This window comes from Achromobacter sp. FW305-C-13 (assembly GCF_058783475.1).
Genome location: NZ_JBYSYN010000002.1, coordinates 280,991 through 302,554 on the forward strand (window position 1 = coordinate 280,991; position 21,564 = coordinate 302,554).

Sequence of the window (21,564 nt, forward strand, 5' to 3'; positions counted from 1 at the left end):
CCTTCGGTGTGGATCAATACAGCGTGCTGGTGATGCGCGCCGGCAGGTCTCGGTCGTAGGTGGCGCCGTCGAAGGTGCCGGCGGTGAGGTCGGACAGGATGCGGCCGACGCTAGGCAGCGCGCTGCGTGGCACCTGCGTCTCCGGGTCCCACAGGCGTGAGCGCAGTAAGGCGCGCGAGCATTGGAAGTAGACCGTCTGCACGTCGACGATCAGCACGGAGCGCGGCAGCTTGCCGTCCATCTCGAAGCGCGCCAGCAGGGCGGGTTCCACGCTGATGCGCGCCGTGCCGTTCACGCGCAGGGTCTCGCCCACGCCCGGCACCAGGAACAGCAGCGCCACGCGGGGATCGGCCAGGATGTTCAGCAGGCTGTCGATGCGGTTGTTGCCGCGGCGGTCGGGCAGCAGCAGCGTCTTTTCGTCTTCAACCACGACGAAGCCGGCGGGGTCGCCGCGCGGCGAGGCATCCAGCCGGCCGGGGCCCGACGTGGCCAGCACCGCGAACGGCGCGGCTTCGATGAAGGCGCGATAGTGCGGATGCACGTGATCCACCTCCTTCTTCAGCGAGGCTTCGCCGGGCGAGCCATACAGCGCCTGCAAGGCGGCGGCGTCGGTGACAAGGTGAGCGGGATCGGTGTGCATGGCGGAGGTCCGGGTTCAGGCCAGGATGGCGGGCAGGTCGTCGACGGCCAGGAAGATCTCGTCGGGGCCGCGTTCGCGCAGGGCGTCTACATGGTTATAACCCCAGGCGACCGAACCCACTTGCACGCCGGCCTTACGGGCGGCGTCGATATCGCGCATTTCGTCGCCTACCAGCAGGAAGCGTTCGGGGGCGACTTCGTGCCGGCGCATCAGGCGGTCGATCTTGGCGGCCTTGCCGAACAGATCGGTGCCGCATTCGTAGTCGTCGAACAGGGCGCTTGCGTCCGGGCCCAGCACGCGCTGCACGTTTTCAATGGAGTTCGAACTGATCACCGCCAGACGCAGTCCGGCGGCCTTCAGGCGCGCAAGCACGTCGGGGATGCCGTCGAACAGATGCACGCTGGGATCGATGTCCTGCATCAGCGTGCGCACGTGCGACATGATCGCCGGCAGCTTCCACAGCGGGATGCCCAGGTACTTCAGGATTTCCGAGGCCTCGCGGTGGCGCAGGTTTTCGCGTTCCGACAAGTCGATTTTGCGAAAGCCGTACTTGTCGGCCACGGTGTTCAGGATGGAATTGAACCAGGGCATGGTGTCCGCCAGGGTTCCGTCAAAATCAAAAGCTGCGATGTCGTATTTCAAGTAAGGATCCATTAGCCGGCTGAGACGGGGCTACAAGCCGTTGGGGTGAAGCAGATAGTGCACGACCGGTGCCAGCGCTTCAAGCGGCGGGGCGCTGGCCACGACGCGCGCGGCGTTCGTCCACGGGTAGTCCAGCGCGAGAAGCCAGCCGAAGACGGCGGCCATGTCGCCCGGGGGCAGCGTCACCATGGTTTCGATCGTGATGGTCAGGTCGGTGGCGCGGTAGGGTTCGGCCTGGAATTTCCAGTCGTACCGGCCACAGCCCACGCGCACATTGCCCGTGGCCTTTTCGGTCATGGCCACGATCCAGTCGCATTGGTAATCGGGCAAGCGGGCGCCCGGCTCGGGCCGAGACAGGTAGAACGTGTAGACGTTGTCGTAGGTCTGGCCGAACTTGCGCACCAGCGTATCGGCGATCGCGGCCAGACCATGCGATTCAGGCGGGAAGGCGATGGCCTGCGTGCGCAGGGCCATTTTCAGCACCGCGTCGTCCGCGAAGGCGCGCGCCATGTAATGCGGGCGGTTCTCGTCCTTGGCGTGGAAATAGTCGCGCAGCACGGACTCGGTAGAGGAAGGGGACAACGAATCGAGGATCATTGCGTAGGCTTCCGTGGAAGGCATGAAAGGGCGGTTTTACGCCTTGATGGGGTCGAACCACTTCGAGACATTGGGCGCTTCGTAGATCGCGTAGCGGTCCAGCAGGACGGCGGGGTCTTCTTCCACGACCAGCATGTCGCGGTGCTGGGGGCGGATAAACGCTTCGTCGACGGCATGGTCCACGAACTGCACCAGCGCATCGTAGTATCCCGCGATGTTCAGCAGGCCGCAGGGCTTCTGGTGCATGTTCAGCTGTGCCCACGTCCAGACTTCGAAGAATTCCTCCAGCGTGCCGGCGCCGCCCGGCAGCGCGATGAATCCGTCGGCCTTCTGGATCATCATGGCCTTGCGCTCGTGCATATTCTGCACCAGATGCAGTTCGGTCAGGCCCAGGTGCGCCTGTTCCTTCTTTTGCAGCATCTCGGGAATCACGCCGATCACGCGGCCGCCGCCGGCCAGCACTTCATTGGCGATGACGCCCATGATGCCGACGACCGATCCGCCATACACCAGGCCCAGGTCCCGTTTGACCAATTCGCGGGCCAGCACTCGGGCCTGCTCGATGTAGTCCGGGCGGGTGCCGGGGTTCGAGCCGCAATACACGCAAATGTTCTTCAGAGTCATAAAAGGTCGGAGATTGCCTGTCCCGTTACAGATTGCGTCACGGGCATTTCGGGAAGCCGATAGTTTACGCAAGGTTTGCGCAGGGTTCCCGCGGCCCGGGCGGCATGGCTAATCGGGGGCAGGAGCAATGTTTGGACACAGCAAGATTGCCCATGATCGGTAGACTGAGTTGTTCGGTACGACTGGAAATCCAGCGTCGTAGTGCATTCACTAACCCGAGGAGCTAACGATATGGAACAAGCAACCCAAAACACCCAGAAGGCAAACCGTCCTTTCGACATGGACGTGAAGGCCATCCGTGCCAAGGCGCGCCAGGACATTGAATCGGGGGCTGTCACCGATAGCTACCGCGCGGACCGGCAGACGGTGCTGAAGCTGCTGAATGAAGCGTTGGCCACCGAGATCGTCTGTGTGCTGCGCTATAAGCGCCACTTCTTCATGGCCCGCGGCTTGAATGCGGAGCCGGTGGCAGCAGAGTTCGCCGAACACGCCATGCAGGAACAAGAACACGCGGACCGCCTGGCCGAGCGCATCGTGCAACTGGGCGGCGAACCGAACCTGTCGCCCAAGGGCCTCCTGGAGCGCAGCCATTCGGAATACGTGGAAGGCGCCACGCTGGAAGAGATGATCAAGGAAAACCTGATTGCCGAGCGCATCGCCATCGACAGCTACCGGCAGATGATCGATTACCTGGGCGAACAGGATTCCACCACGCGCCGCATGCTGGAAGAGATCCTGGCGGTGGAAGAGGAACACGCCGACGACATGTCGGACCTTCTGGTCAAGCCGTAAGCAAGACGGCATAAAAAAACCCGGCCTCGCGAGGCCGGGTTTTCTCATTGCAGTGGCGCCCAACGCCTAGCTGCATCGATCAGATCGCGTCGCCCCAGAGGTCATACTCGTCCGAATCGGTGACGCGCACGCGCACCATGTCGCCCGCCTTCAGGGGCTTGTCCGAACTGACGTAGACACAGCCGTCGATTTCCGGCGCGTCGGCGCTGCTGCGGCCCACGGCACCGTCTTCGTCCACTTCGTCGATCAGCACGTCGATCTCGCGGCCGACCTTGCGGGCCAGGCGCGCCGTCGAGATCCCTTGCTGCAATTCCATGAAGCGTTCCCAGCGGTCCTGCTTCACGTCGTCCGGCACGGGGTTGTCCAGCAGGTTCGCGGGCGCGCCTTCCACCGGCGAATACTGGAAGCAGCCCACGCGGTCCAGCTGCGCTTCCTGCATCCAGTCCAGCAGGTACTGGAAATCTTCCTCGGTTTCGCCGGGGAAGCCGACGATGAAGGTCGAACGGATGGTCAGGTCGGGGCAGATCTCGCGCCAGCGCTTGATGCGGGCCAGGGTCTTGTCTTCGAAGGCCGGACGCTTCATGGCCTTCAGGATGCGCGGGCTGGCATGTTGGAACGGGATGTCCAGGTACGGCAGGATCTTGCCTTCCGCCATCAGCGGGATCACTTCGTCCACGTGCGGGTACGGGTACACGTAGTGCAGGCGCGTCCAGACGCCCATTTCGGACAAGGCCAGACAGAGCTCCGTCATGCGGGTCTTGACCGGGCGGCCGTTCCAGAAACCGCTGCGGAATTTCACGTCCACGCCGTAGGCACTGGTGTCCTGCGAGATCACCAGCATTTCCTTCACGCCGGCCTTGACCAGGCGCTCGGCCTCGCTCAGCACATCGCCCACCGGACGGCTGACCAGGTCGCCGCGCATCGACGGGATGATGCAGAAGCTGCAGCGGTGATTGCAGCCTTCGGAAATCTTCAGGTAGGCGTAGTGGCGCGGCGTGAGCTTGACGCCTTGCGGCGGCACCAGGTCCAGGTAGGGGTTGTGGTCCTGCTTGGGCGGGGCGGCGTCGTGCACGGCGCGCACCACCTCTTCATATTGCTGGGGACCGGTCACCGACAGCACGCTGGGGTGCACCTTGCGGATCACCGCTTCCTCAACGCCCATACAGCCGGTGACGATGACCTTGCCGTTCTCGGCCAGCGCTTCGCCGATGGCTTCCAGCGATTCCGCCTTGGCGCTGTCGATGAATCCACAGGTGTTGACGACGACGACGTCCGCATCGTTGTATTCGGGCGTGACTTCGTATCCTTCGGTGCGCAATTGGGTCAGGATGCGTTCGGAGTCCACCAGGGCTTTAGGACAGCCCAGCGACACGAAGCCCACACGCGGCGCGCGACCCGGATTAGCGTCCTGGGCGGCTGCCGTGATGGCCTCCAGCGTCGAGTTGCTGCCATTGCTGGCGGAAGTGCCGGCGCCTTTGCCGGGCCGGGATTGCTCAAGAATTTCCAATCTGGTTCACCGTAGGTTCGCGCACCGGCTCATGCGGTGCGGCGGGGTATTCGTCAAATATTCGGGTTCAGGCGGGTTTGCCTGGTTGGCGGGGCGGCAGGTCGCGCAGCGTTTCCGGGTGGAGGATGGCCACTTGCAGCAGGGTCTGCGCAGCGCCGGACGGATTACGCCGGCCCTGCTCCCAATCCTGCAAGGTGCGCACGCTGACGCCCAGCAATTCCGCGAAATCCGCTTGCGGCAAACCAACGCGGCTGCGCGCTTCGCTGATATGCGACGCCTGCCACCGGGCGGGAAGCGCCGGCGGAGCTACTTTCTTCATGACTCGTTCAATTTACGGGCAGGGCGGCCGCTCGCCATCGCCTGGGTTCATGCGATGCGCGGGGCAGCCACTGCGGGGAAGCGGGGAATTATACGGCAATGCCGTAGGGGGCGATAGCGAAAGGGTTCCGCGGTGTGGCGTAGGCTGGGCGTTGTGCAGGGGACGTCTCTGCAACGCCGGGGGCGCTGATAGCGGAAACGATCAGCAATGGTGCGTCCCTGATTGTTGGGCGCCCTGATCCCTTTTGCCCTTTACGGTGCCCCGCGTCGGTACAGCGCCAGCGTCCCCGCCAGACCGATCATCAGGCTGCCGCAGACGCGGTTCAGCCAGCGCAGGCCCGATCCCTGGAAGGCGCGCACCAGTTTGGCGCCCAGCGTGGCGTAGACCAGCATGGTCAGGATATTGATGGTGGCCAGCACGCAGGCGACGATCGCATACTGGGTCAGCAGCGGCGCTTGCGGGTCGATGAATTGGGGCAGGAACGCCGACATGAACAGCAGCGCCTTGGGATTGGTCAGCGCCACCATGAAGCTGCGTAACCCCAGCGTCAGGCCCGCGGGCCGGTCCGCAGCGGATGCGGCCGACGGCAGGACCAGCGCCGCGTCTGAGCGCAGCATCTTCCAGCCTAGGTAGGCCAGATAGGCCGCGCCCACCCACTTGATCAGCTGGAAGGCGACTTCGGAGGCCGCCAGCACCACACCCAGGCCGGACGCCACGCAGCCCACCAGGATCAGATCGGCCAGCACGGCGCCGGCCATGCCCCAGCCTGCGGCGCGCACGCCGTGCCGCGAGCCGTTGTTCAGGGCCAGCAGGGTCGTCGGGCCGGGTGTCACGATGGCGACGGCCGAAGCCAGGATGAACAGCAGCAGCGTGGCGGTAGTCATAAGAAAAGCGCTCCCAGGGAGAGGCCAGTTTGACGCGCGCGCCGCCATTCGTCCAGGTCCGGCTACCATATCGGTCTTATCCTCTGAATTCCCACCATGTCCACGCGTTCCGACTCCCCCCATCTGGCTCCCCCGCTTTCCTCCGTTCTTCTTTCCAGCGCGGGGGTGGTCGAGGGCGTGCTGGACGGCCGTTCCCTGACGGACGCGCTGACGGACGTGAGTTCCGCCCTGCGCCCGGCCACCCAGGCCGTGTCCTTCCATGCCATGCGTTATCTGGGCTGGGCCGATGCCGTGGGCCGTGAACTGGTCCAGCGCTACCCCAGCGTGCTGTTCGAATCGCTGCTCCTGGTATCCCTGACCTTGCTGAAAGAAGAGGGCGATGCCGCCGCCGCGTTGCCCGGCATGCCGGTGTACGCGCCGCATACGGTCGTGGACCAGGCCGTGACGGCTGCCTCCAATACCCGCGCCCTGGCGACCTTCAAGGGCATGCTCAACGCCTGCCTGCGCCGCTTCCTGCGCGAGCGCGCGGCGCTGGAAGCCGCGGTGGCCGACAGCCCCGAGGCCCAGTGGAACCACCCTGGTTGGTGGGTCAAGCAGCTGGGCGTGGCCTATCCGCAGCAATGGCGCGAGATCCTGGCCTCGGCCAATGTGCCCGCCCCGCTGACCTTGCGCGTCAACCGCCGCCGCGCCAGCCGCGAACAGGTGCTGGCCGCCTTTCAGGAAGCTGGCCTGTCGGCCGAACCCGTGGGTCAGGCCGGCCTGGTGATGAGCAGCCCCAAGCCGGTGACCCAGTTGCCCGGCTTTGCCGAAGGCTGGTGGTCGGTGCAGGACGCCGGCGCGCAGTTGGCGGCTGAATTGCTGGCGCCGGCCGACGGCATGCGCGTGCTGGACGCCTGCTCGGCGCCTGGCGGCAAGACTGCCCACCTGCTGGAACTGGCCGACATCGACTTGCTGGCTCTCGACGCCGACGGCGAGCGCCTGGAGCGCGTGGAACAGAATCTGGACCGCCTGGGTCTGGCAAGCAATCGCGTCCAGATGAAAGCGGCGGATGCGTCAGACCTGGACGCCTGGTGGGACGGCAAGCCCTTTGATGCCGTGCTGGCGGACGTGCCCTGCACGGCCTCGGGCATCGTGCGCCGCCACCCGGACATTCGCTGGCTGCGCCGCGAAAACGACGTGCGCCGCACCGCCACGCTACAGACCAAGATTCTGGATTCCCTGTGGCAGACCGTGGCGCCCGGCGGCCGTCTGCTCTATGTGACGTGCTCGGTCTTCCCGATCGAGGGCGCCCGCCAGGCCCTGGAGTTCCTGCAGCGCCACCCCGAGGCCCAGCGGCTGGACGCGCCGGGCCAATTGCTGCCTGTTGCGGTCGATGCAACACCGGCAGCCCAACATGACGGGTTTTTCTACGCCTTGTTTGCCAAGCAGTCCTGAATCACCAAGAATAGGGGCATGACGGTGTTTCGGTGTCGTATGTCCATTATTTCGCGTTTATTTCTTGGGTTGTTGCTGGTATCTGCCTTGCTTTCCCTGGTGCCGGGCGGCGAGGCATATGGCGCTGAACCGAAGGTCGTACGGGTCGATCCGGTCGTGCGCAACGGCCGCCTCGAGATCGATGCCGACATCGAATTCGAACTGAACCAGCAGTTGCGCGACGCTGCCCAGCGCGGCGTCCCCTTGTATTTCACGGCCGATCTCACCATGACGCGGGAACGCTGGTGGTGGTTCGACAAGTCCCTGGTGGATACGTCCCGCACGTGGCGGGTCGTCTATAACGCATTGACCCGGCAATGGCGCGCGGGGGTGGGCGAACTGTCCTTCCCGGTGGCGTCGCTGGACGACGCCATGAGCGTCATCCGCCACATCCGCAATTGGCCGGTGGCGGACGCCGGCGAATTCGACGAAGGGGTGCTTTACGGCGGCCAGCTCCGGCTGCGCCTGGACACCTCGCTCTTGCCCCGCCCGTTCCAGGTGAACGCCTTGAATAGCAGCTCGTGGGCGCAGGGGACTCCCTGGATGGACTTCTCGTTCACGCTGAGCGGCAAGGAGAAAGATCCCTCATGAGGCTGTTGCTCCGGCTGGCCCTGATGGTGGGTGCCGTAAGCGGCCTGGCGTTGCTGGGTTTGCTGGCATGGTCCACGGGCAATGCCTCGCGCTTTGCGCGCTACTACGACACGTTGCTGGTGCTGAACGGCATTTTCGCCCTGGCGCTGTTCATCTGGGTGGTGGCGCTGACGGTGCGGCTGGCGCGCCAGATCCGGCGCCGGCAATTTGGCGCGCGTCTGACGGCGCGGTTTTCTTTGGCTTTCGCCTTGATCGGCGTGGTGCCCGGGGCCCTGATCTACACCGTGTCGGTGCAGTTCATGTCGCGCTCCATCGAATCCTGGTTCAACGTGCGGGTCGATACGGCGTTGGAAGCGGGCCTGAACCTGGGCCGCGCCGCGTTGGACTCCCTGCTGGCCGACCTGGATGCCCGCGCGCGCTCCATGGCCATGGAGCTGAACCGCAGCACCGACAGCGGCGTGACGCTGGCCCTGACCCGGCTACGCGAGGCCAATGGCGTGCAAGAGGCCATGGTGTTCACGGGCAGCGGGCGCATGGTGGCGTTTTCCACCAGCCAATATGGCCAGTTGATGCCGGCGATGCCGCCGTCTACCGTCATGAACCAGCTGAGGCTGGCGCGCGGCTATTCCGCGGCCGAAGCCGATGACCCCATTACGGCGGGTGCCGAAGGCGGGCTGCATCTGCGTGTGGTGATTCCGCTGACCGGGCCTGACCGCTACGACAACCTGCTGGGCGCGGCTTCCGAACCGCGCTGGCTGCAACTGCTGCAGCCCGTGCCCGAGCAGATCGCGCACAACGCCAATCTGGTGCAGCAGGGCTTTCGCGACTATCAAGAGCTGGCGCTGTCCCGCCTGGGGCTGCGCAAGCTCTATGGCATTACGCTGACGCTGGCGCTGCTGCTGGCCGCGTTCGGCGCGATCGCGGTGGCGCTGTCCCTGTCCAAGCGGCTGGTGCGGCCGTTGCTGAGCCTGGCCGGCGGCACGCAGGCCGTGGGCGTGGGCGACTACCGGCCGCTGCCCGAACCGCCTGAACGCGACGAAGTCGGCCAACTGACGCGGTCGTTCAACGCCATGACGCGGCAACTGGACGAGGCCCGGCGCATGGTGGAAAGCAACCGCCAGCAGCTGGAACGCTCCAACGTCTATCTGGAAAGCGTGCTGTCCAACCTGTCCTCCGGCGTGTTGGTATTCGACGAGTCGTTCCGCGTCACCACGGTCAACCAGGGTGCCCAGACCATCCTGGGCGTGGACTTGCGTTCGGTGATCGGCCGCCCGCTGGAAACCGTGGACGGCATGCTGGAGTTCGCCAATATCGTGCGCCAGGCGTTTTCCACCCACGCGGCCGTGGGATCGGAGCGCCAGCACTGGCAGCAGCAGTTCGAGATCAGCCCGGCCCAGGGCGACGCGCCCGCCGCGCCGCAGCCGCTGACCCTGCTGGCGCGCGGCACCCACCTGCGAGTGGACGGGCGCGGCAACGGTTATCTGGTGGTGTTCGATGACATCACCGAAGTGATTTCGGCCAACCGGACCGTGGCCTGGGGCGAAGTGGCGCGCCGGCTGGCCCACGAGATCAAGAACCCGCTGACGCCGATCCAGCTGTCTGCCGAACGTCTGGCCATGAAGCTGGAAGGCAAGCTGCAGCCTGCCGAAGCGCAGATCGTCGAGCGCTCCACCAACACCATCGTCAACCAGGTGGCGTCGCTCAAGCAGATGGTGGACGACTTCCGCGAATACGCCCGCACGCCGCCGGCCGTCATGCAGCGCATCGATTTCAACGCGCTGGTGGCCGACGTGCTGTCGCTGTATGGCTGGGAGCCGGAGGGCGGTTCGTCTCGCCTGACCGGCAAGGTGTTGAACCTGGACGTGAACCTGGGGGCGGATTTGCCGGCGATCGAGGGCGATCCCACGCAGCTGCGCCAGGTGATCCACAACCTGATGTCCAACGCCCGCGACGCGATCGCCGAGCTGGGCGGCGAAGGCCGGGTCAGCGTCACGACCCAGCTGATGCGCAGCGAACAGCCCGACCGGGCCGATCAGCAGGCACTGAGATTTACCGTTGCCGACACCGGGCCGGGCTTCCCGCCGCAGGTGATGCAGCGCGCGTTCGAGCCCTACGTAACCACCAAGTCCCACGGGACTGGGTTAGGATTGGCAATCGTACGCAAGATTGTGGAAGAGCATGGCGGACGGATCGACCTTGCCAACCGCAAGGAAGGAGGCGCGCGGATTTCCATCTTGTTGACCCGGTTGGCTCCCGGGGCAGATACTATGGACGCGACCGCGCAAGAAAAGGATAATGCGGCTACGCAATAGGTGGATGCTTTATGGCCAGAATTCTGGTGGTTGACGACGAAGTCGGTATACGCGAGCTTTTGTCGGAGATCCTTTACGACGAAGGACACACGGTCGAATTGGCCGAAAACGCGGCGCAAGCGCGCGCCGCTCGCCTTCGCATGCGTCCTGATCTGGTGTTGCTGGACATCTGGATGCCCGACACCGATGGCGTAAGTTTGCTGAAGGAGTGGGGTTCGCAAGGCCTGCTCGACATGCCTGTGATCATGATGAGCGGCCATGCCACCATCGATACGGCGGTCGAGGCCACGCGCATCGGCGCCATGGATTTCCTGGAAAAGCCCATCACGCTGCAACGTCTGCTGAAGACCGTTGCGGCGGGATTGGCGCGCGGGCGCGCCCCGCATCCGGCACCTGCCGCCGCGCATCCTGCCGCTGTCAGCACCGCCGTGGCGCTGGAAGACGAGCTGGATCCCCCGGTCTTGACGGTGGCGCCCGCCAACGAAGTGCCGGTCACGTCCAACGGCCAACTGGGCAGCATTTCGCTGGACCAGCCGCTGCGTGAAGCGCGCGACGAATTCGAGCGTATCTATTTTGAATACCACCTGGTCCGCGAAAGCCACAGCATGACGCGCGTGTCCGAACGCACCGGGCTGGAACGTACTCACCTCTACCGCAAGCTCAAGCAATTGGGCATCGAGTCGGCGCGCAAGCGCAGCACATGAAGATCCTGATCATGGGCGCTGGTCGCGTAGGCACCAGCGTGGCCGAAAACCTGGTGTCCGAAGAAAACGACATCACCGTGGTGGACTCCGATCCCACGCAGCTTCAATACCTGCAGGAACACTTCGACCTGCGCGTCGTCCATGGCGACGGCTCGCAGGTGTCGGTGCTGGAAGCGGCCGGCGCCGCCGACACCGACCTGCTCATCGCCTGTGCGGCCTCCGACACCGCCAACATGGTGGCGTGCAAGATTGCCCGCCAGCTATTCAACATCCCCCGCCGCATCGCCCGCATCCGTTCGGCCGAGTTCCCGGAACACCCGGAACTGATGAGCGAAGACGGCTTCTGCATCGACGCCCTGATCAGCCCCGAACGCAGCGTCACCACCTATCTGCACAGCCTGATCGAGTTCCCGGAGGCCTTGCAGGTCGTGGAATTCGCCGAAGGCCGCGTTTGCGTCGTGACCGTGCGGGTAGGGCATGGCAGCCCGATGGCGCATTCCTCCGTCGACAAGCTGCGCGACGTGTGGCCCGACGTCAAGGCGCGGGTGATCGACGTGCTGCGCGGCGGGCGTCCGCTACGGGCCGGCAGCGGCACGGTGATCGCCCCGGGCGATGAGGTCGTGCTGGTGGTGGATTCGCGCGACGCGCGCCGGGCCGTGCGCCAGCTGCGCGAAGCCGAACGCGCCGTGCGCCGCGTGATGATCGCGGGCGGCGGCAACATCGGCCTGCGCCTGGCGCGCCAGCTGGCCGAAGAAAAGTACAGCGTCCGCATCATCGAACGCGACCTGAAGCGCTGCGAATACCTGGCGACCCAGTTGCCCGACAGCGTGCTGGTCCTGCACGGCAGCGGCACCGACGAAGCCTTGCTGGAACGCGAGAACATCGAAGACATGGACACGTGGCTGGCGCTGACCAGCGACGACGAAGACAACATCATGTCCTCGCTGCTGGCCAAGCGCCTGGGCGCCCGCAAGGTGATCGCGCTGATCAACCGCCAGGCGTATGGCGAATTGATGCAGGGCAGCCATATCGATATCGCCGTGTCGCCGTCGCAGGCGACGATGAGCGAACTGCTGCGCCACGTGCGCCGTGGCGACGTGGCCGCCGTGCACCGCCTGCGCCAGGGCGTGGCCGAGGCGCTGGAAGCCATCGCCCATGGCGACCGCTCGACCTCCAAGGTGGTGGGCCGGCCGGTTGGGCAGATCAGCCTGCCCAAGGGCGCCAGCATCGGCGCGCTGGTCCGCGGCGACGAAATCATCCTGCCGGACGCCGACACCGTGATCGAAACGGACGACCACGTGATCGTCTTCGTGCCGTCGCGCCGGCAGATGCCGCGCGTGGAAAAGCTGTTCCAAGTCTCGGCGTCGTTCTTCTGATGCCAACCCTCTCTCTGCTCCGCCGCGGGCATTGCGCCGCCGGATAGGCTCCCATGAAGCGCGTTCTGGGCACCCTTTATATCCTGGGCCTGACCATGGTGATGTTCGCCCTCACCATGCTGATTCCGCTCACCGTCGCCTATGTGGGCGGCGACGCGGCCCGCCAGGCCTTCCTGAACGGCTTCCTGATTTCGGTGGGCATCGGGGGGGCGCTGGCCGCCTTGACCCGGCGCAGCCGCTGCGAACTGCGCGCGCGCGACGGTTTTGTGCTGGTCTCGGCCGTCTGGGCCGGGCTGCCGCTGCTGGCGGCCATTCCGTTGATGCTGTATTTCCACGGGGCCGGACTGCCGCTGTCTTTCACCGGCGCCTATTTCGAAGCCATGTCGGGGCTGACGACCACCGGCGCCACGGTCCTGACCAATCTGGACGCCTTGCCCGCGTCGATCAACCTGTGGCGCGCCACGCTGATCTGGATCGGTGGCATGGGCATCCTGGTGCTGGCGGTGGCGATTCTGCCCCTGCTGGGGGTGGGCGGCCACCAGGTCGTGCGGGCCGAAACGCCGGGCCCCATGAAAGACGAGCGGCTGACGCCGCGCATCGCCAGCACGGCCAAGGCCCTGTACGCGGTGTATTTCGTGTTTTCGATCCTGTGTTTCCTGGCCTACCGGGCCGTGGGGCTGTCCTGGTTCGAGGCCTGGTGCCACATGGCCACCACGATGGGCCTGGGCGGGTTTTCGACGTGGGATGACGGGTTCGCCCATTTCGACTCGGTGGCCGTGGAGATGGTGGCCATGGTGTTCATGCTGATTGCCGGGATCAACTTCGCCACGCACTTCAACGCGTTCCGCCAGCGCAGCGTGCGCGCCTATTGGCGCTGCCCGGAAGCCGTGCCTTACCTGGTCGTCGTCCTGGGCGTCGGGCTCGTCATTTCGGTGTTCCTGTACGTGAAGGGCGTCTACGGCTCGCCGCTGGAGGCCCTGCGCTACGGCATGTTCAACACCATTTCCATGGCCACCACCACCGGCTACGCCAATACCGACTTTGCGCAGTGGCCCCTGTTCGCGCCGCTGACCATGCTGCTGCTGTCGGGATTCGCGACGTCTGCCGGGTCGACGGGGGGCGGGATCAAGATGATCCGCGCCATCCTGCTGGTCAAACAGGCGAAGAACGAGCTTGTAACAATGTTGCACCCGCATGCGGTCAGTCCGGTGCGCATCAACGGCCGAGCAGTGGAAAGCCGGACCATGTCTTCCGTGCTGGCCTTCATGCTGTTCTACGGGCTCTCTATCGCGGTTTTCACCAGCTTGCTGCTGCTCTCCGGCCTGGACCCCATCACGGCGTTCTCGGCCGTTTTCGCCAGCGTCAACAACACCGGGCCGGGCCTGGGGCCTGTGGGCCCCATGGGCAACTTCGCGGTGCTGTCCGATTTCCAGATCTGGGTCTGCACCTTCGCCATGCTGATCGGCCGCCTGGAACTCCTGACCGTCCTGGTGCTGTTCACGCCCATTTTCTGGCGCAAATAAGGGCCATCGGGCCTGAAAAATACTAAGGGATAACCCTCGTAAGGGTTATCCCATCCCATCTCGAAAACCGCTTCGCGACTGCCATTGCGGCCGCCATCGGCCCGCAACCCGCGCCATTTCTATGTTGTAAGCGCTTGCTCACTTCTCTTCAGAGGGCAAAACCGATTGCATCGCGATGTTGCACACAAATGTCACGATTTTCAATCGTTTTGCCACAAACCTGCGGCTATCATGCGTTCACAAGTCGCCGTCTAGTGCCCCCCGGGAAGTTACCGGGCTTCAAGGTCGAACGGCGCGTCCCTCATCAAACATTCAAAGGAGTCCGAGATGGAACAGATCCCGTTCATTTCGTCGGCCCCCAACACCTTGGGCATCGAACTCGAGCTGCAACTGATCGACCCCCGTAGTTTTGATTTGACTGCAGCCTCTGACGAGCTGCTGGCCCAAATGGCCAACCATCCCATTGCCGACCGCGTTAAACCGGAAATCACGCGGTCCATGATCGAACTGAACTCCTCGGTGCATGAGCACCCCATGGGCCTCCTGGTCGAAATGCGCGAGATGCGCGACGCCCTGGTCGAAGCGGCCGACGCGGTCGGCGTATCGGTCGCCGGCGGCGGCGCCCACCCTTTCATGCGCTGGCAAGAGCGGTCCATCTCGGACACCCCGCGCTTCCAGTACCTGGCCGAAATGTACGGTTACCTGGCGCGTCAATTTACGGTTTTCGGCCAACACATCCATTTGGGCGTGAAGAGCGGCGACGATTCCATCAAACTGTTGCGCCGCCTCTCGCCCTATGTGCCGCACTTCATTGCGTTGTCGGCCTCGTCCCCGTACTGCGAAGGCGTGGACACCCTGTTTTCGTGCTCGCGCCTGAACGCGGTGAACAGTTTCCCGCTGGCCGGCCACATGCCGCCCGAGGTCAAGGACTGGTACCAGTTCGAGGCGCACCTGTCGCAGCTGCGCGCTTATGGCCTGGCCGAAAGCATCAAGGACCTGTACTGGGATATCCGCCCGAAGCCGGAGTTCGGCACGGTCGAGATCCGCGTCTGCGATACCCCCTTGACGGTCGAGCGCGCCTGCCAGATCGCGGCCTTCGCACAGGCGCTGGCGGTCTTGCTGATGCGCGAGGATGACCCCAGCGACAACGCCTGGCTGTCCTATCGCAGCAACCACTTCCAGGCCTGCCGTTTCGGCCTGCAGGGCAGCTATGTCACGCCGGAAGGCCAGCGTATGCGCCTGATGGACCATCTGCGCGCCTTGTTCCAGCGGCTGATGCCGGTGGCCGAAGAACTGGGTACGGGCGACATGATCGCCGCGCTGCGCGACGAAGCCATGCGCAGCGGCAACGACGCCCGTTGGCTGCGCAGCCAGTTCCATCGCCTGCGCGATCTGCCGCTGGTGGTGGACGCCATGACGCACGCCTGGCGCGGCGAGGCGGCTGCGGCCGCCCCGGCGGAACCCACGGCCGTGCTGCGCCGGCGCATCCGCGCCAATTCAGAGCCTATGCAGCCGCTGTCGGCCTCTGAACCCGGGGTCAGCGTGCCTCTGCCGGAACGCCTGCACTAAGCAGCCCGCTGCGGGCCCCTGGTTTCAGGGGTTCCCGCGGTGCCGGCCGCCGATCGCGCTGACGGACAGCCGGGTTTCCCCGGCCACCGTGCGGTGTGCAGCGGCGCGCCAGGCGTGGCCGTAGGCCACTTCAATCGTCAAGGCAATCAGGCCGTCCGGCCGGCGTTGCGCTTCCAGCGCGGCGCACAGCCGGTCGCGCCAGTCGCGGCCGACCAGTCCGCCGCGGCGCCCCTCGGCGGGGTTGCCGCCCAGCGCACGCACGTCCGCCAGCAGCTTTTCAGGGCTGCGATAGGTCAGGGTCAGCAGTTCCTGGTCCATGACCGGGTCCGCAAAGCCGTTTTCCACCAGCAAGTCGCCAAAGTCATGCATGTCCACGAAGGACGGCGTGGCGGTCACGAGGCCGGCATCGGTCAGGGCCTGGCGCAATTCGCGCAGGGTGGCCGGCCCCAGACAGGAGAACATCGCCAGTCCGCCCACCTTCAGGATGCGGCGCCATTCGGCCAGTACGGCGTGCGGGGCACGGTGCCAATGCATGGCCAGGTTGGACCACACCAGTTCCAGCGATTCGGGGGCTAGGCCCGTATCCGCCAGGTCTGCATGGATGAAGGCGGGGGCAGCGGGGCCGCGGCGGGCCAGCTTGCCGATCCAGGCGCCCAGGCCCGCGGGCGCATGGCGCTTCCTGGCCCGTTCCAGCAGCGGGTCACAGTTGTCCAGCCCGGTGTAGCTGGCGTCCGGATAGCGTTCGCGCAGCAGCGGCAGGTTGTCGCCCGCGCCACAGCCCGCGTCCAGCATCGCCTGAGGCTGCACGCGGATGTATTGCAGGCGGCCGAGCATGCGGCGGGCCACTTCCCCATAGAGGAATTGCGCGTCGGACAAGTCGCCGCGGCGGGCGAACTGCCGGGGCACGTCGGCGCTGACGAGGGGAAGGGAGGGAAGCGGTGCGGATTCTGGCAGGGACATTTCGGTCGCGCCCGCGTCTTCGCCGCGGGGCGGAACATGATTTCATGAGGGATGGCACACATTATTGCGCATCCCGGCGGCCGGGTCCGATTGTCCCTACAGGGCATGGGGCGGCGGCTGTGGTCCCAGATCGGCTGCGATTGCCCACTATGCGGCGCGCGGGTGGCGGGCGCGCGGCTATGCCGCGGATGTGAAGACGACATCACCGCTACGCCGGGGGAGCGGCCCCGGTGCTCCCGCTGCGCGCTGAGGCTGCCCGCCACCGCGTCGGCTTGCCCGGCCTGCCTGGGTACGCCACGGGCCTATGGGCGGACGGTGGCCGCCTTCGATTACACGCCACCTGCCGACGCCCTGATCCAGATGCTGAAGACCCGCCTGCGCCTGAGCATGGCGCCTGTTTTGGCGCGTCTGCTGGCCGCCGCGATCCGGCGCGAAGGGGGACTGCCCGCCGGCGTCCTGCTGGTGCCGGTGCCCGCCAGCCGCGCGTCGCTACGGCTGCGGGGCATGAACCCGGCAGGCGAAATCGCCCGGAGCCTGGCCGCCGAATTGGCGCTGCCCCTGGCGCGCGGCGCGCTGCGGCGGCGCCGCGAAACCCCGAGGCAGACGTCGCTGGGGCGCCGCGCGCGCCAGACGGGCGCGGCGGGGCTGTTCGTCGGATCGCCCCGGGTGCGCGGGCGCCACGTGGCGGTCGTCGACGACGTCATGACCACGGGCAGCACGGTCCAGGCCGCCGCCGAAGCCTTGTTGGCGGCTGGCGCGGCCAGCGTGACCATTCTGGTGGTGGCGCGTACGCCTTGAGGCACCGGGTTGCCGCGCCGGCCAGCGCGTCCCGTCGGCAAATCGGCGACAATTCGCCTGAGCGGCCAATCTGGCGCCGCAAGCCGTCCTTGTTCCTTATCCGCCATGTTCCACGTCATCCTCGTCTGCCCCGAGATCCCTCCCAATACCGGCAACGCCATTCGGTTATGCGCCAATACCGGCGCCCAATTGCACCTGGTGCGCCCCTTGGGTTTCGAATTGGATGACGCGCGCATGCGCCGCGCAGGCCTGGACTATCACGAGTGGCAGCCCGTGCGTGTGCACGACACGCTGCAAGAGGCGCTGGACGACACCGGCGCCGACGCCGCCAGCATCTACGCGTTGACGACGCAGGCGCAGCGCAGCGTGGCGGACATCGGTTTCAAACCGGGTGACGTGTTCGTGTTCGGCCGCGAAACGGCCGGGCTGTCGGCCGAACATCAAGCCATGTTCGCGCCCCAGCAGCGCTTGCGGCTGCCGATGCGCGCAGGCCAACGCAGCCTGAACCTGTCCAACGCCGTCGCGGTGACCGTATTCGAAGCCTGGCGTCAACAAGGCTTCGAAGGCGGCGTGTAGGATGGGTGAAGCGCGAGGGGGCGGCGCCATGAATTCCGTCCTTCAGCGCGCGTAACCCATCAGGCAGCGGTGGATTCTTGGCTGCTTCAGTTACAACGCAACCGCTGCTTGATGGGTTTCGCGCGCTAGCCATCGGCGTTCTTTCCGAGTGCAGCGCGCGCTGCACCCATCCTACGATCCGCCGTCCGAGGGGCAAGCCCCGCCGGGCGCGTTCAATCCAGCGACAGCTTCAGCTTTTCGATCACCTGGTCCCAGCGCGCCTTTTCGCTCTTGATGCGGGCGGTCAGGGCTTCCGGGGTGGACGCCGCGGGGGTGAAGTACTGCAGCGCCAGCTGCTTGCGGACGGCTTCGCTATCGATGATGCGGGCCAGTTCGCTGTTCAGCCGTTCGATGATCGGCGTCGGCGTGCCGGCCGGGGCCAGCACCGCGTTCCACGAAATGGCTTCGAAGTCGGGATAGCCTTGCGAGGCCATCGTCGGGATGCCCGGCAGCGCTTCGCTGGGCTGCAGGCTGGTCACGGCCAGCAGCTTGACCTTGCCATCGCGGGCCTGCGGCACGGCGATGGCCGGCACCATGAAGCCGGCTTGCACGTCGCCGCCGATGATGGCGGTGATGACCTGCGGGAATCCGGAGTAGGGGATGTGCGCCAGGTCTACGCCCGCGCTTTCCTTGAACATCTCCATGGCCAGGTGGGCCGAGCTGCCCGGGCCGACCGAACCGTAGTTCAGCGAATTGCCGCGGCCTTTGACCAGCTTGACGAAGTCCTGGACGTTGTCGACCTTCAGGCTGCCCGGCACGACCAGCACGTTGGGGCTGGTGCCCACCAGCGAGACGGGAGCCAGGTCGGTGAGCGGGTCGTAGCCCAGCGTCTTCTTGTACAGCGTGGGCGCGGTGACCAGCGGCCCGTTGATCGTATAGAGCAGCGTGTACCCGTCGGGCTTGGCCTGCGACACGATGCGCGTGCCGATGTTGCCGCCCGCGCCCGGTTTGTTGTCGATGACGATAGGCTGGCCCAGCGCCTGCGACAGCGGCTCCGAGATCGTGCGCGCCAGGATGTCGGGCGACGAACCGGGCGGGAAGGGCACGACCATGTGGATGGGGTGGTCAGGCCAGTCAGCATGGGCGGCGGCCGGCAGCACGGCGGCCAGGCTGAGGCACAGGCCGCGCAGGAGCGGGCCGACCCGGAACTTGCGGGTTTGCGTCATGAAGGATGTCTCCTCGGAATCGTGCGGAAGTCTTGTTGTCAGGGAGGGGTCAAAGATGGCCGCCCAGCGACGGGTCCAGCGGGCCGCCGGCATCCGCGCTTTCGTCGCGCGCGTCGCGCGCCAGCAGGGCGGAAACCGCGGTCATGGGTGCCACGCCGTCGAACAGCACGGCGCAGACGGCTTCAGTGATGGGCAGTTCGACATTGATGGCGCGGGCGCGGTCCAGCGCGGCGCGCGCGCAGCGCACGCCTTCGGCCGTGATGCCGCTGGCCAGGATGTCTGCCAGCTTGCGGCCGGCGCCGATTTCCAGGCCGACGCGGCGGTTGCGCGACAGTTCGCCCGTGGCGGTCAGCACCAGATCGCCCAGGCCGGTCAGGCCGGCAAAGGTTTCGGGGCGGGCGCCCAGCGTGACGCCAAAGCGCGTCATCTCGGCCAGGCCGCGGGTGATGAGCGCGGCGCGGGCGTTGGTGCCCAGCTTCAGGCCGTCTCCGATGCCGCAGGCGACCGCGATCACGTTCTTCAGCGCACCGCCCACTTCCACGCCGATCAGGTCGGCGCTGGCGTAGACGCGCAGCGCGGCGCCATGGAAGGCGGTGGTGGTGGCCTCGCGCAGGGCGGCGCTGGTGCTGGCGACGGTCAGCGCCACCGGCAGCCCCTGCGCGACTTCGCGGGCAAAGGACGGGCCGGATAGCGCACCGCCAACGGCGCCAGGCAGCGCCTGGCGCATGATTTCGTGGGGTAGCCTGGCCGTGTCGGCTTCAAAGCCCTTGCACGTCCAGACGATGGGGGTGTCCTGCAATCCCAGGGCGGGCAGCCGGCGCGACAGTTCGCCGCAAATGGCGGTCAGCCCGGCCACGGGCACGCCCAGCACGATCAGGCGGCGCGCGCCCTCGTCTTGCAGGCTGCGCAGCGTGGCGTCGAGATCGGAGGAGAAATTCAGGGCCTGGGGCAAAGCGATGCCAGGCAGGTAGCGCGCGTTCTCGTGCGTGTCGGCCATGCTGGCCGCCTGCGCGGCGTCGCGCGCCCAAAGCAGGGTGGCGTGGCGGCGGCTGGAGGCCGCCGCCAGCGCGGTGCCCCAACTTCCCGCACCCAGGACGGCGACGCGCAAGCGCGGCTCAGTGGGATTGTTCATCGGGGCGCGGCGTGCTTATTGGCGGGTGGCGCTGGGGGGCAGGATGATGCCCGAGTCGCTGCCGGCGCCATTGCCGTTGGCGGCGCCTTGCTGCTGTTGCAGCTCGGCCAGGCGCTGCTCGTACAGGGCCTGGAAGTTCACTTCCGTCAGGTGCAGCGGCGGCATCGAGGTGCGGGTGATCGCGTCGGCGATGTTGGCGCGCAGGTACGGGTACAGCATCGTCGGGCAGACAATGCCCAGCAGCGGATCCAGCTGCTCTTCCGGGATGTTCGCGGCTTCGAAGATGCCGGCTTGCGTGCCTTCGACCAGGTACACGACCTTGTCGTTGATGCGGGTGGTGACGGTGACGGTGACCGTGGTCTCGAACACGGTTTCGGCCAGACGCTGGCCGCCCACGGTGATGCTCACTTCAACCTGGGGCGCTTCTTGCTCCAGGAAGACGTGGGGCGCGTTCGGCATTTCCAGCGAAAGGTCTTTCAGGTAGACGCGTTGCAGATTGAACGAGGGCGCGTCGTTGCCGCCTTCTTGCTGGGTGTTTTGGTCTTGATCAGCCATGAGTGTTTCCGTTGGTGGGAGGGGCAAAAATAAGGCGATTAGCCGTTGAGCAAGGGGGCAAGGCCACCCGAGCGGTCCAGGGCCATCAAGTCGTCGCAACCGCCGACATGGGTATCGCCGATGAAGATCTGCGGCACGGTGCGCCGGCCGGTACGTTCGATCATGACATCGCGCTGGGACGGGTCCCGGTCGATCTGGATGATCTCCAGGTCGGTCACGCCGCGTTGCTCGAGCAGCGCCTTGGCGCGGGCGCAATAAGGACAATAGTCCTTGCTGTACATGACAACTTTATTCATAGGCGCTCCTGCGATTCGGAAGGAAAAGGGAAGGGGACGGGCGCCCCGGTTCAACCCTTCTGGGTGACCGGCAGGCTGGCGGCCGACCAGGCGCGCATGCCGCCATCCAGCGGCACCACGTCGGCGAAGCCTTGCGCACGCAGCTTGGCGGCGGCGCGGGCGGAATCACGGCCATTGTCGCAAACCACGACCAGCGGCTTGTTCTTGGGCAGCGAGCCGGCCTTCTGTTCGATGTCGGCGGCCGGCACGTTGCGGGCCTGGGCGATGTGGCCAGCCTGGAATTGCTCGGCGGGGCGCACGTCGACCCAGACGGCGTTGCGCTGGTTGACCATCTGGATGGCTTCGCCGGTGCTGACGGCCGAGCCGGTACGTCCCTTGCGGAGCGCCGGAATGGCCAGCATCACGCCGGAGATGACGGCGACGGCGACGATGAAGACGTTGTTTTTATCGAGCAAGAATTGCAGAAGATCCACGGGGCATCCTGAAGTA

The 21,564-nt window shown here is 66.0% G+C and carries 23 protein-coding genes; 10 read left to right on the forward strand and 13 right to left on the reverse strand.

Features of this window, described 5'->3' with window-relative positions:
- Positions 1-13: 13 nt before the first annotated feature.
- The 4 genes from AC3WMU_RS12825 to AC3WMU_RS12840 are packed head-to-tail and all read right to left on the reverse strand — an operon-like array spanning position 14 to position 2,503.
- Positions 14-640, reverse strand: a complete 627-nt coding sequence (locus tag AC3WMU_RS12825; RefSeq protein ID WP_454678030.1) for a pyridoxamine 5'-phosphate oxidase family protein — start codon at positions 638-640, stop codon at positions 14-16.
- A 15-nt stretch (positions 641-655) separates the two neighbouring features.
- Positions 656-1,282 carry an HAD hydrolase-like protein gene (locus AC3WMU_RS12830; RefSeq protein WP_035213131.1) on the reverse strand — a complete coding sequence of 209 codons (627 nt, stop codon included), beginning with the start codon at positions 1,280-1,282 and terminating at the stop codon, positions 656-658.
- Between the two features lie 30 nt (positions 1,283-1,312).
- Positions 1,313-1,879 (reverse strand): hypothetical protein, encoded by a 567-nt coding sequence (locus AC3WMU_RS12835; RefSeq protein ID WP_006224693.1) that lies wholly within the window; start codon positions 1,877-1,879, stop codon positions 1,313-1,315.
- A 36-nt stretch (positions 1,880-1,915) separates the two neighbouring features.
- Entirely contained in the window at positions 1,916-2,503 is a 588-nt protein-coding gene (locus tag AC3WMU_RS12840) for an LOG family protein (RefSeq protein ID WP_006224692.1), read from the reverse strand.
- A 231-nt stretch (positions 2,504-2,734) separates the two neighbouring features.
- Here AC3WMU_RS12840 and AC3WMU_RS12845 point away from each other — a divergent pair, with 231 nt between their 5' ends.
- Complete coding sequence (locus AC3WMU_RS12845) at positions 2,735-3,295, forward strand: ferritin-like domain-containing protein (RefSeq protein WP_006224691.1); 561 nt, start codon at positions 2,735-2,737, stop codon at positions 3,293-3,295.
- A gap of 79 nt (positions 3,296-3,374) precedes the next feature.
- Here AC3WMU_RS12845 and rimO read toward each other — a convergent pair whose 3' ends face one another.
- The 3 genes from rimO to AC3WMU_RS12860 form a co-directional block, all read right to left on the reverse strand.
- Positions 3,375-4,721 carry a 30S ribosomal protein S12 methylthiotransferase RimO gene (gene rimO / locus AC3WMU_RS12850; RefSeq protein ID WP_280029974.1) on the reverse strand — a complete coding sequence of 449 codons (1,347 nt, stop codon included), beginning with the start codon at positions 4,719-4,721 and terminating at the stop codon, positions 3,375-3,377.
- A 148-nt stretch (positions 4,722-4,869) separates the two neighbouring features.
- Positions 4,870-5,121, reverse strand: a complete 252-nt coding sequence (locus AC3WMU_RS12855; RefSeq protein ID WP_006224689.1) for a helix-turn-helix domain-containing protein — start codon at positions 5,119-5,121, stop codon at positions 4,870-4,872.
- A 251-nt stretch (positions 5,122-5,372) separates the two neighbouring features.
- Positions 5,373-6,005 carry a LysE family translocator gene (locus AC3WMU_RS12860; protein ID WP_492282434.1) on the reverse strand — a complete coding sequence of 211 codons (633 nt, stop codon included), beginning with the start codon at positions 6,003-6,005 and terminating at the stop codon, positions 5,373-5,375.
- 96 nt (positions 6,006-6,101) lie between these two features.
- Here AC3WMU_RS12860 and rsmB point away from each other — a divergent pair, with 96 nt between their 5' ends.
- The 7 genes from rsmB to AC3WMU_RS12895 all read left to right on the forward strand — a co-directional run bounded on the left by rsmB (position 6,102) and on the right by AC3WMU_RS12895 (position 15,553).
- Positions 6,102-7,439, forward strand: coding sequence for a 16S rRNA (cytosine(967)-C(5))-methyltransferase RsmB (rsmB, locus tag AC3WMU_RS12865; RefSeq protein ID WP_492282435.1), 1,338 nt, complete (start codon positions 6,102-6,104; stop codon positions 7,437-7,439).
- A gap of 39 nt (positions 7,440-7,478) precedes the next feature.
- Positions 7,479-8,069, forward strand: coding sequence for a DUF4390 domain-containing protein (locus AC3WMU_RS12870; protein ID WP_085946930.1), 591 nt, complete (start codon positions 7,479-7,481; stop codon positions 8,067-8,069).
- Complete coding sequence (locus AC3WMU_RS12875; RefSeq protein ID WP_492282436.1) at positions 8,066-10,381, forward strand: sensor histidine kinase; 2,316 nt, start codon at positions 8,066-8,068, stop codon at positions 10,379-10,381. The genes AC3WMU_RS12870 and AC3WMU_RS12875 overlap by 4 nt, the downstream gene beginning before the upstream one ends.
- A gap of 11 nt (positions 10,382-10,392) precedes the next feature.
- Positions 10,393-11,085, forward strand: a complete 693-nt coding sequence (locus tag AC3WMU_RS12880) for a response regulator (RefSeq protein WP_006224684.1) — start codon at positions 10,393-10,395, stop codon at positions 11,083-11,085.
- Positions 11,082-12,461, forward strand: coding sequence for a Trk system potassium transporter TrkA (trkA, locus tag AC3WMU_RS12885; protein ID WP_006224683.1), 1,380 nt, complete (start codon positions 11,082-11,084; stop codon positions 12,459-12,461). The genes AC3WMU_RS12880 and trkA overlap by 4 nt, the downstream gene beginning before the upstream one ends.
- Before the next feature lie 53 nt (positions 12,462-12,514).
- Positions 12,515-13,984 (forward strand): TrkH family potassium uptake protein, encoded by a 1,470-nt coding sequence (locus AC3WMU_RS12890; RefSeq protein WP_006224682.1) that lies wholly within the window; start codon positions 12,515-12,517, stop codon positions 13,982-13,984.
- Between the two features lie 327 nt (positions 13,985-14,311).
- Positions 14,312-15,553 (forward strand): YbdK family carboxylate-amine ligase, encoded by a 1,242-nt coding sequence (locus AC3WMU_RS12895; protein ID WP_006224681.1) that lies wholly within the window; start codon positions 14,312-14,314, stop codon positions 15,551-15,553.
- A 24-nt stretch (positions 15,554-15,577) separates the two neighbouring features.
- Here the strand turns inward: AC3WMU_RS12895 and AC3WMU_RS12900 are convergent, their stop codons facing one another.
- Positions 15,578-16,513: a methyltransferase domain-containing protein gene (locus AC3WMU_RS12900; protein ID WP_492282437.1), complete on the reverse strand. Its 936-nt coding sequence runs from the start codon at positions 16,511-16,513 to the stop codon at positions 15,578-15,580.
- Between the two features lie 315 nt (positions 16,514-16,828).
- On the opposite strand from AC3WMU_RS12900, the gene AC3WMU_RS12905 reads away from it, so the two are divergent.
- Complete coding sequence (locus AC3WMU_RS12905; RefSeq protein ID WP_006224679.1) at positions 16,829-17,311, forward strand: ComF family protein; 483 nt, start codon at positions 16,829-16,831, stop codon at positions 17,309-17,311.
- Positions 17,312-17,416: 105 nt separating this feature from the next.
- Positions 17,417-17,887 carry a tRNA (cytidine(34)-2'-O)-methyltransferase gene (locus AC3WMU_RS12910; protein ID WP_006224678.1) on the forward strand — a complete coding sequence of 157 codons (471 nt, stop codon included), beginning with the start codon at positions 17,417-17,419 and terminating at the stop codon, positions 17,885-17,887.
- Positions 17,888-18,099: 212 nt separating this feature from the next.
- Here the strand turns inward: AC3WMU_RS12910 and AC3WMU_RS12915 are convergent, their stop codons facing one another.
- Genes AC3WMU_RS12915 through AC3WMU_RS12935 form a run of 5 tightly spaced genes read right to left on the reverse strand, consistent with a single transcriptional unit; the run spans position 18,100 to position 21,548 of the window.
- Entirely contained in the window at positions 18,100-19,092 is a 993-nt protein-coding gene (locus AC3WMU_RS12915; protein ID WP_006224677.1) for a Bug family tripartite tricarboxylate transporter substrate binding protein, read from the reverse strand.
- A 49-nt stretch (positions 19,093-19,141) separates the two neighbouring features.
- Positions 19,142-20,224, reverse strand: a complete 1,083-nt coding sequence (locus AC3WMU_RS12920) for an NAD(P)H-dependent glycerol-3-phosphate dehydrogenase (protein ID WP_492282438.1) — start codon at positions 20,222-20,224, stop codon at positions 19,142-19,144.
- Positions 20,225-20,239: 15 nt separating this feature from the next.
- A complete protein-coding gene (gene secB, locus AC3WMU_RS12925; protein ID WP_006224675.1) occupies positions 20,240-20,779 on the reverse strand; it encodes a protein-export chaperone SecB in 540 nt (179 codons plus the stop codon).
- A gap of 38 nt (positions 20,780-20,817) precedes the next feature.
- Positions 20,818-21,075: a glutaredoxin 3 gene (gene grxC / locus AC3WMU_RS12930; protein WP_088588734.1), complete on the reverse strand. Its 258-nt coding sequence runs from the start codon at positions 21,073-21,075 to the stop codon at positions 20,818-20,820.
- 50 nt (positions 21,076-21,125) lie between these two features.
- Positions 21,126-21,548 carry a rhodanese-like domain-containing protein gene (locus AC3WMU_RS12935; RefSeq protein WP_492282439.1) on the reverse strand — a complete coding sequence of 141 codons (423 nt, stop codon included), beginning with the start codon at positions 21,546-21,548 and terminating at the stop codon, positions 21,126-21,128.
- Positions 21,549-21,564: the final 16 nt, after the last annotated feature.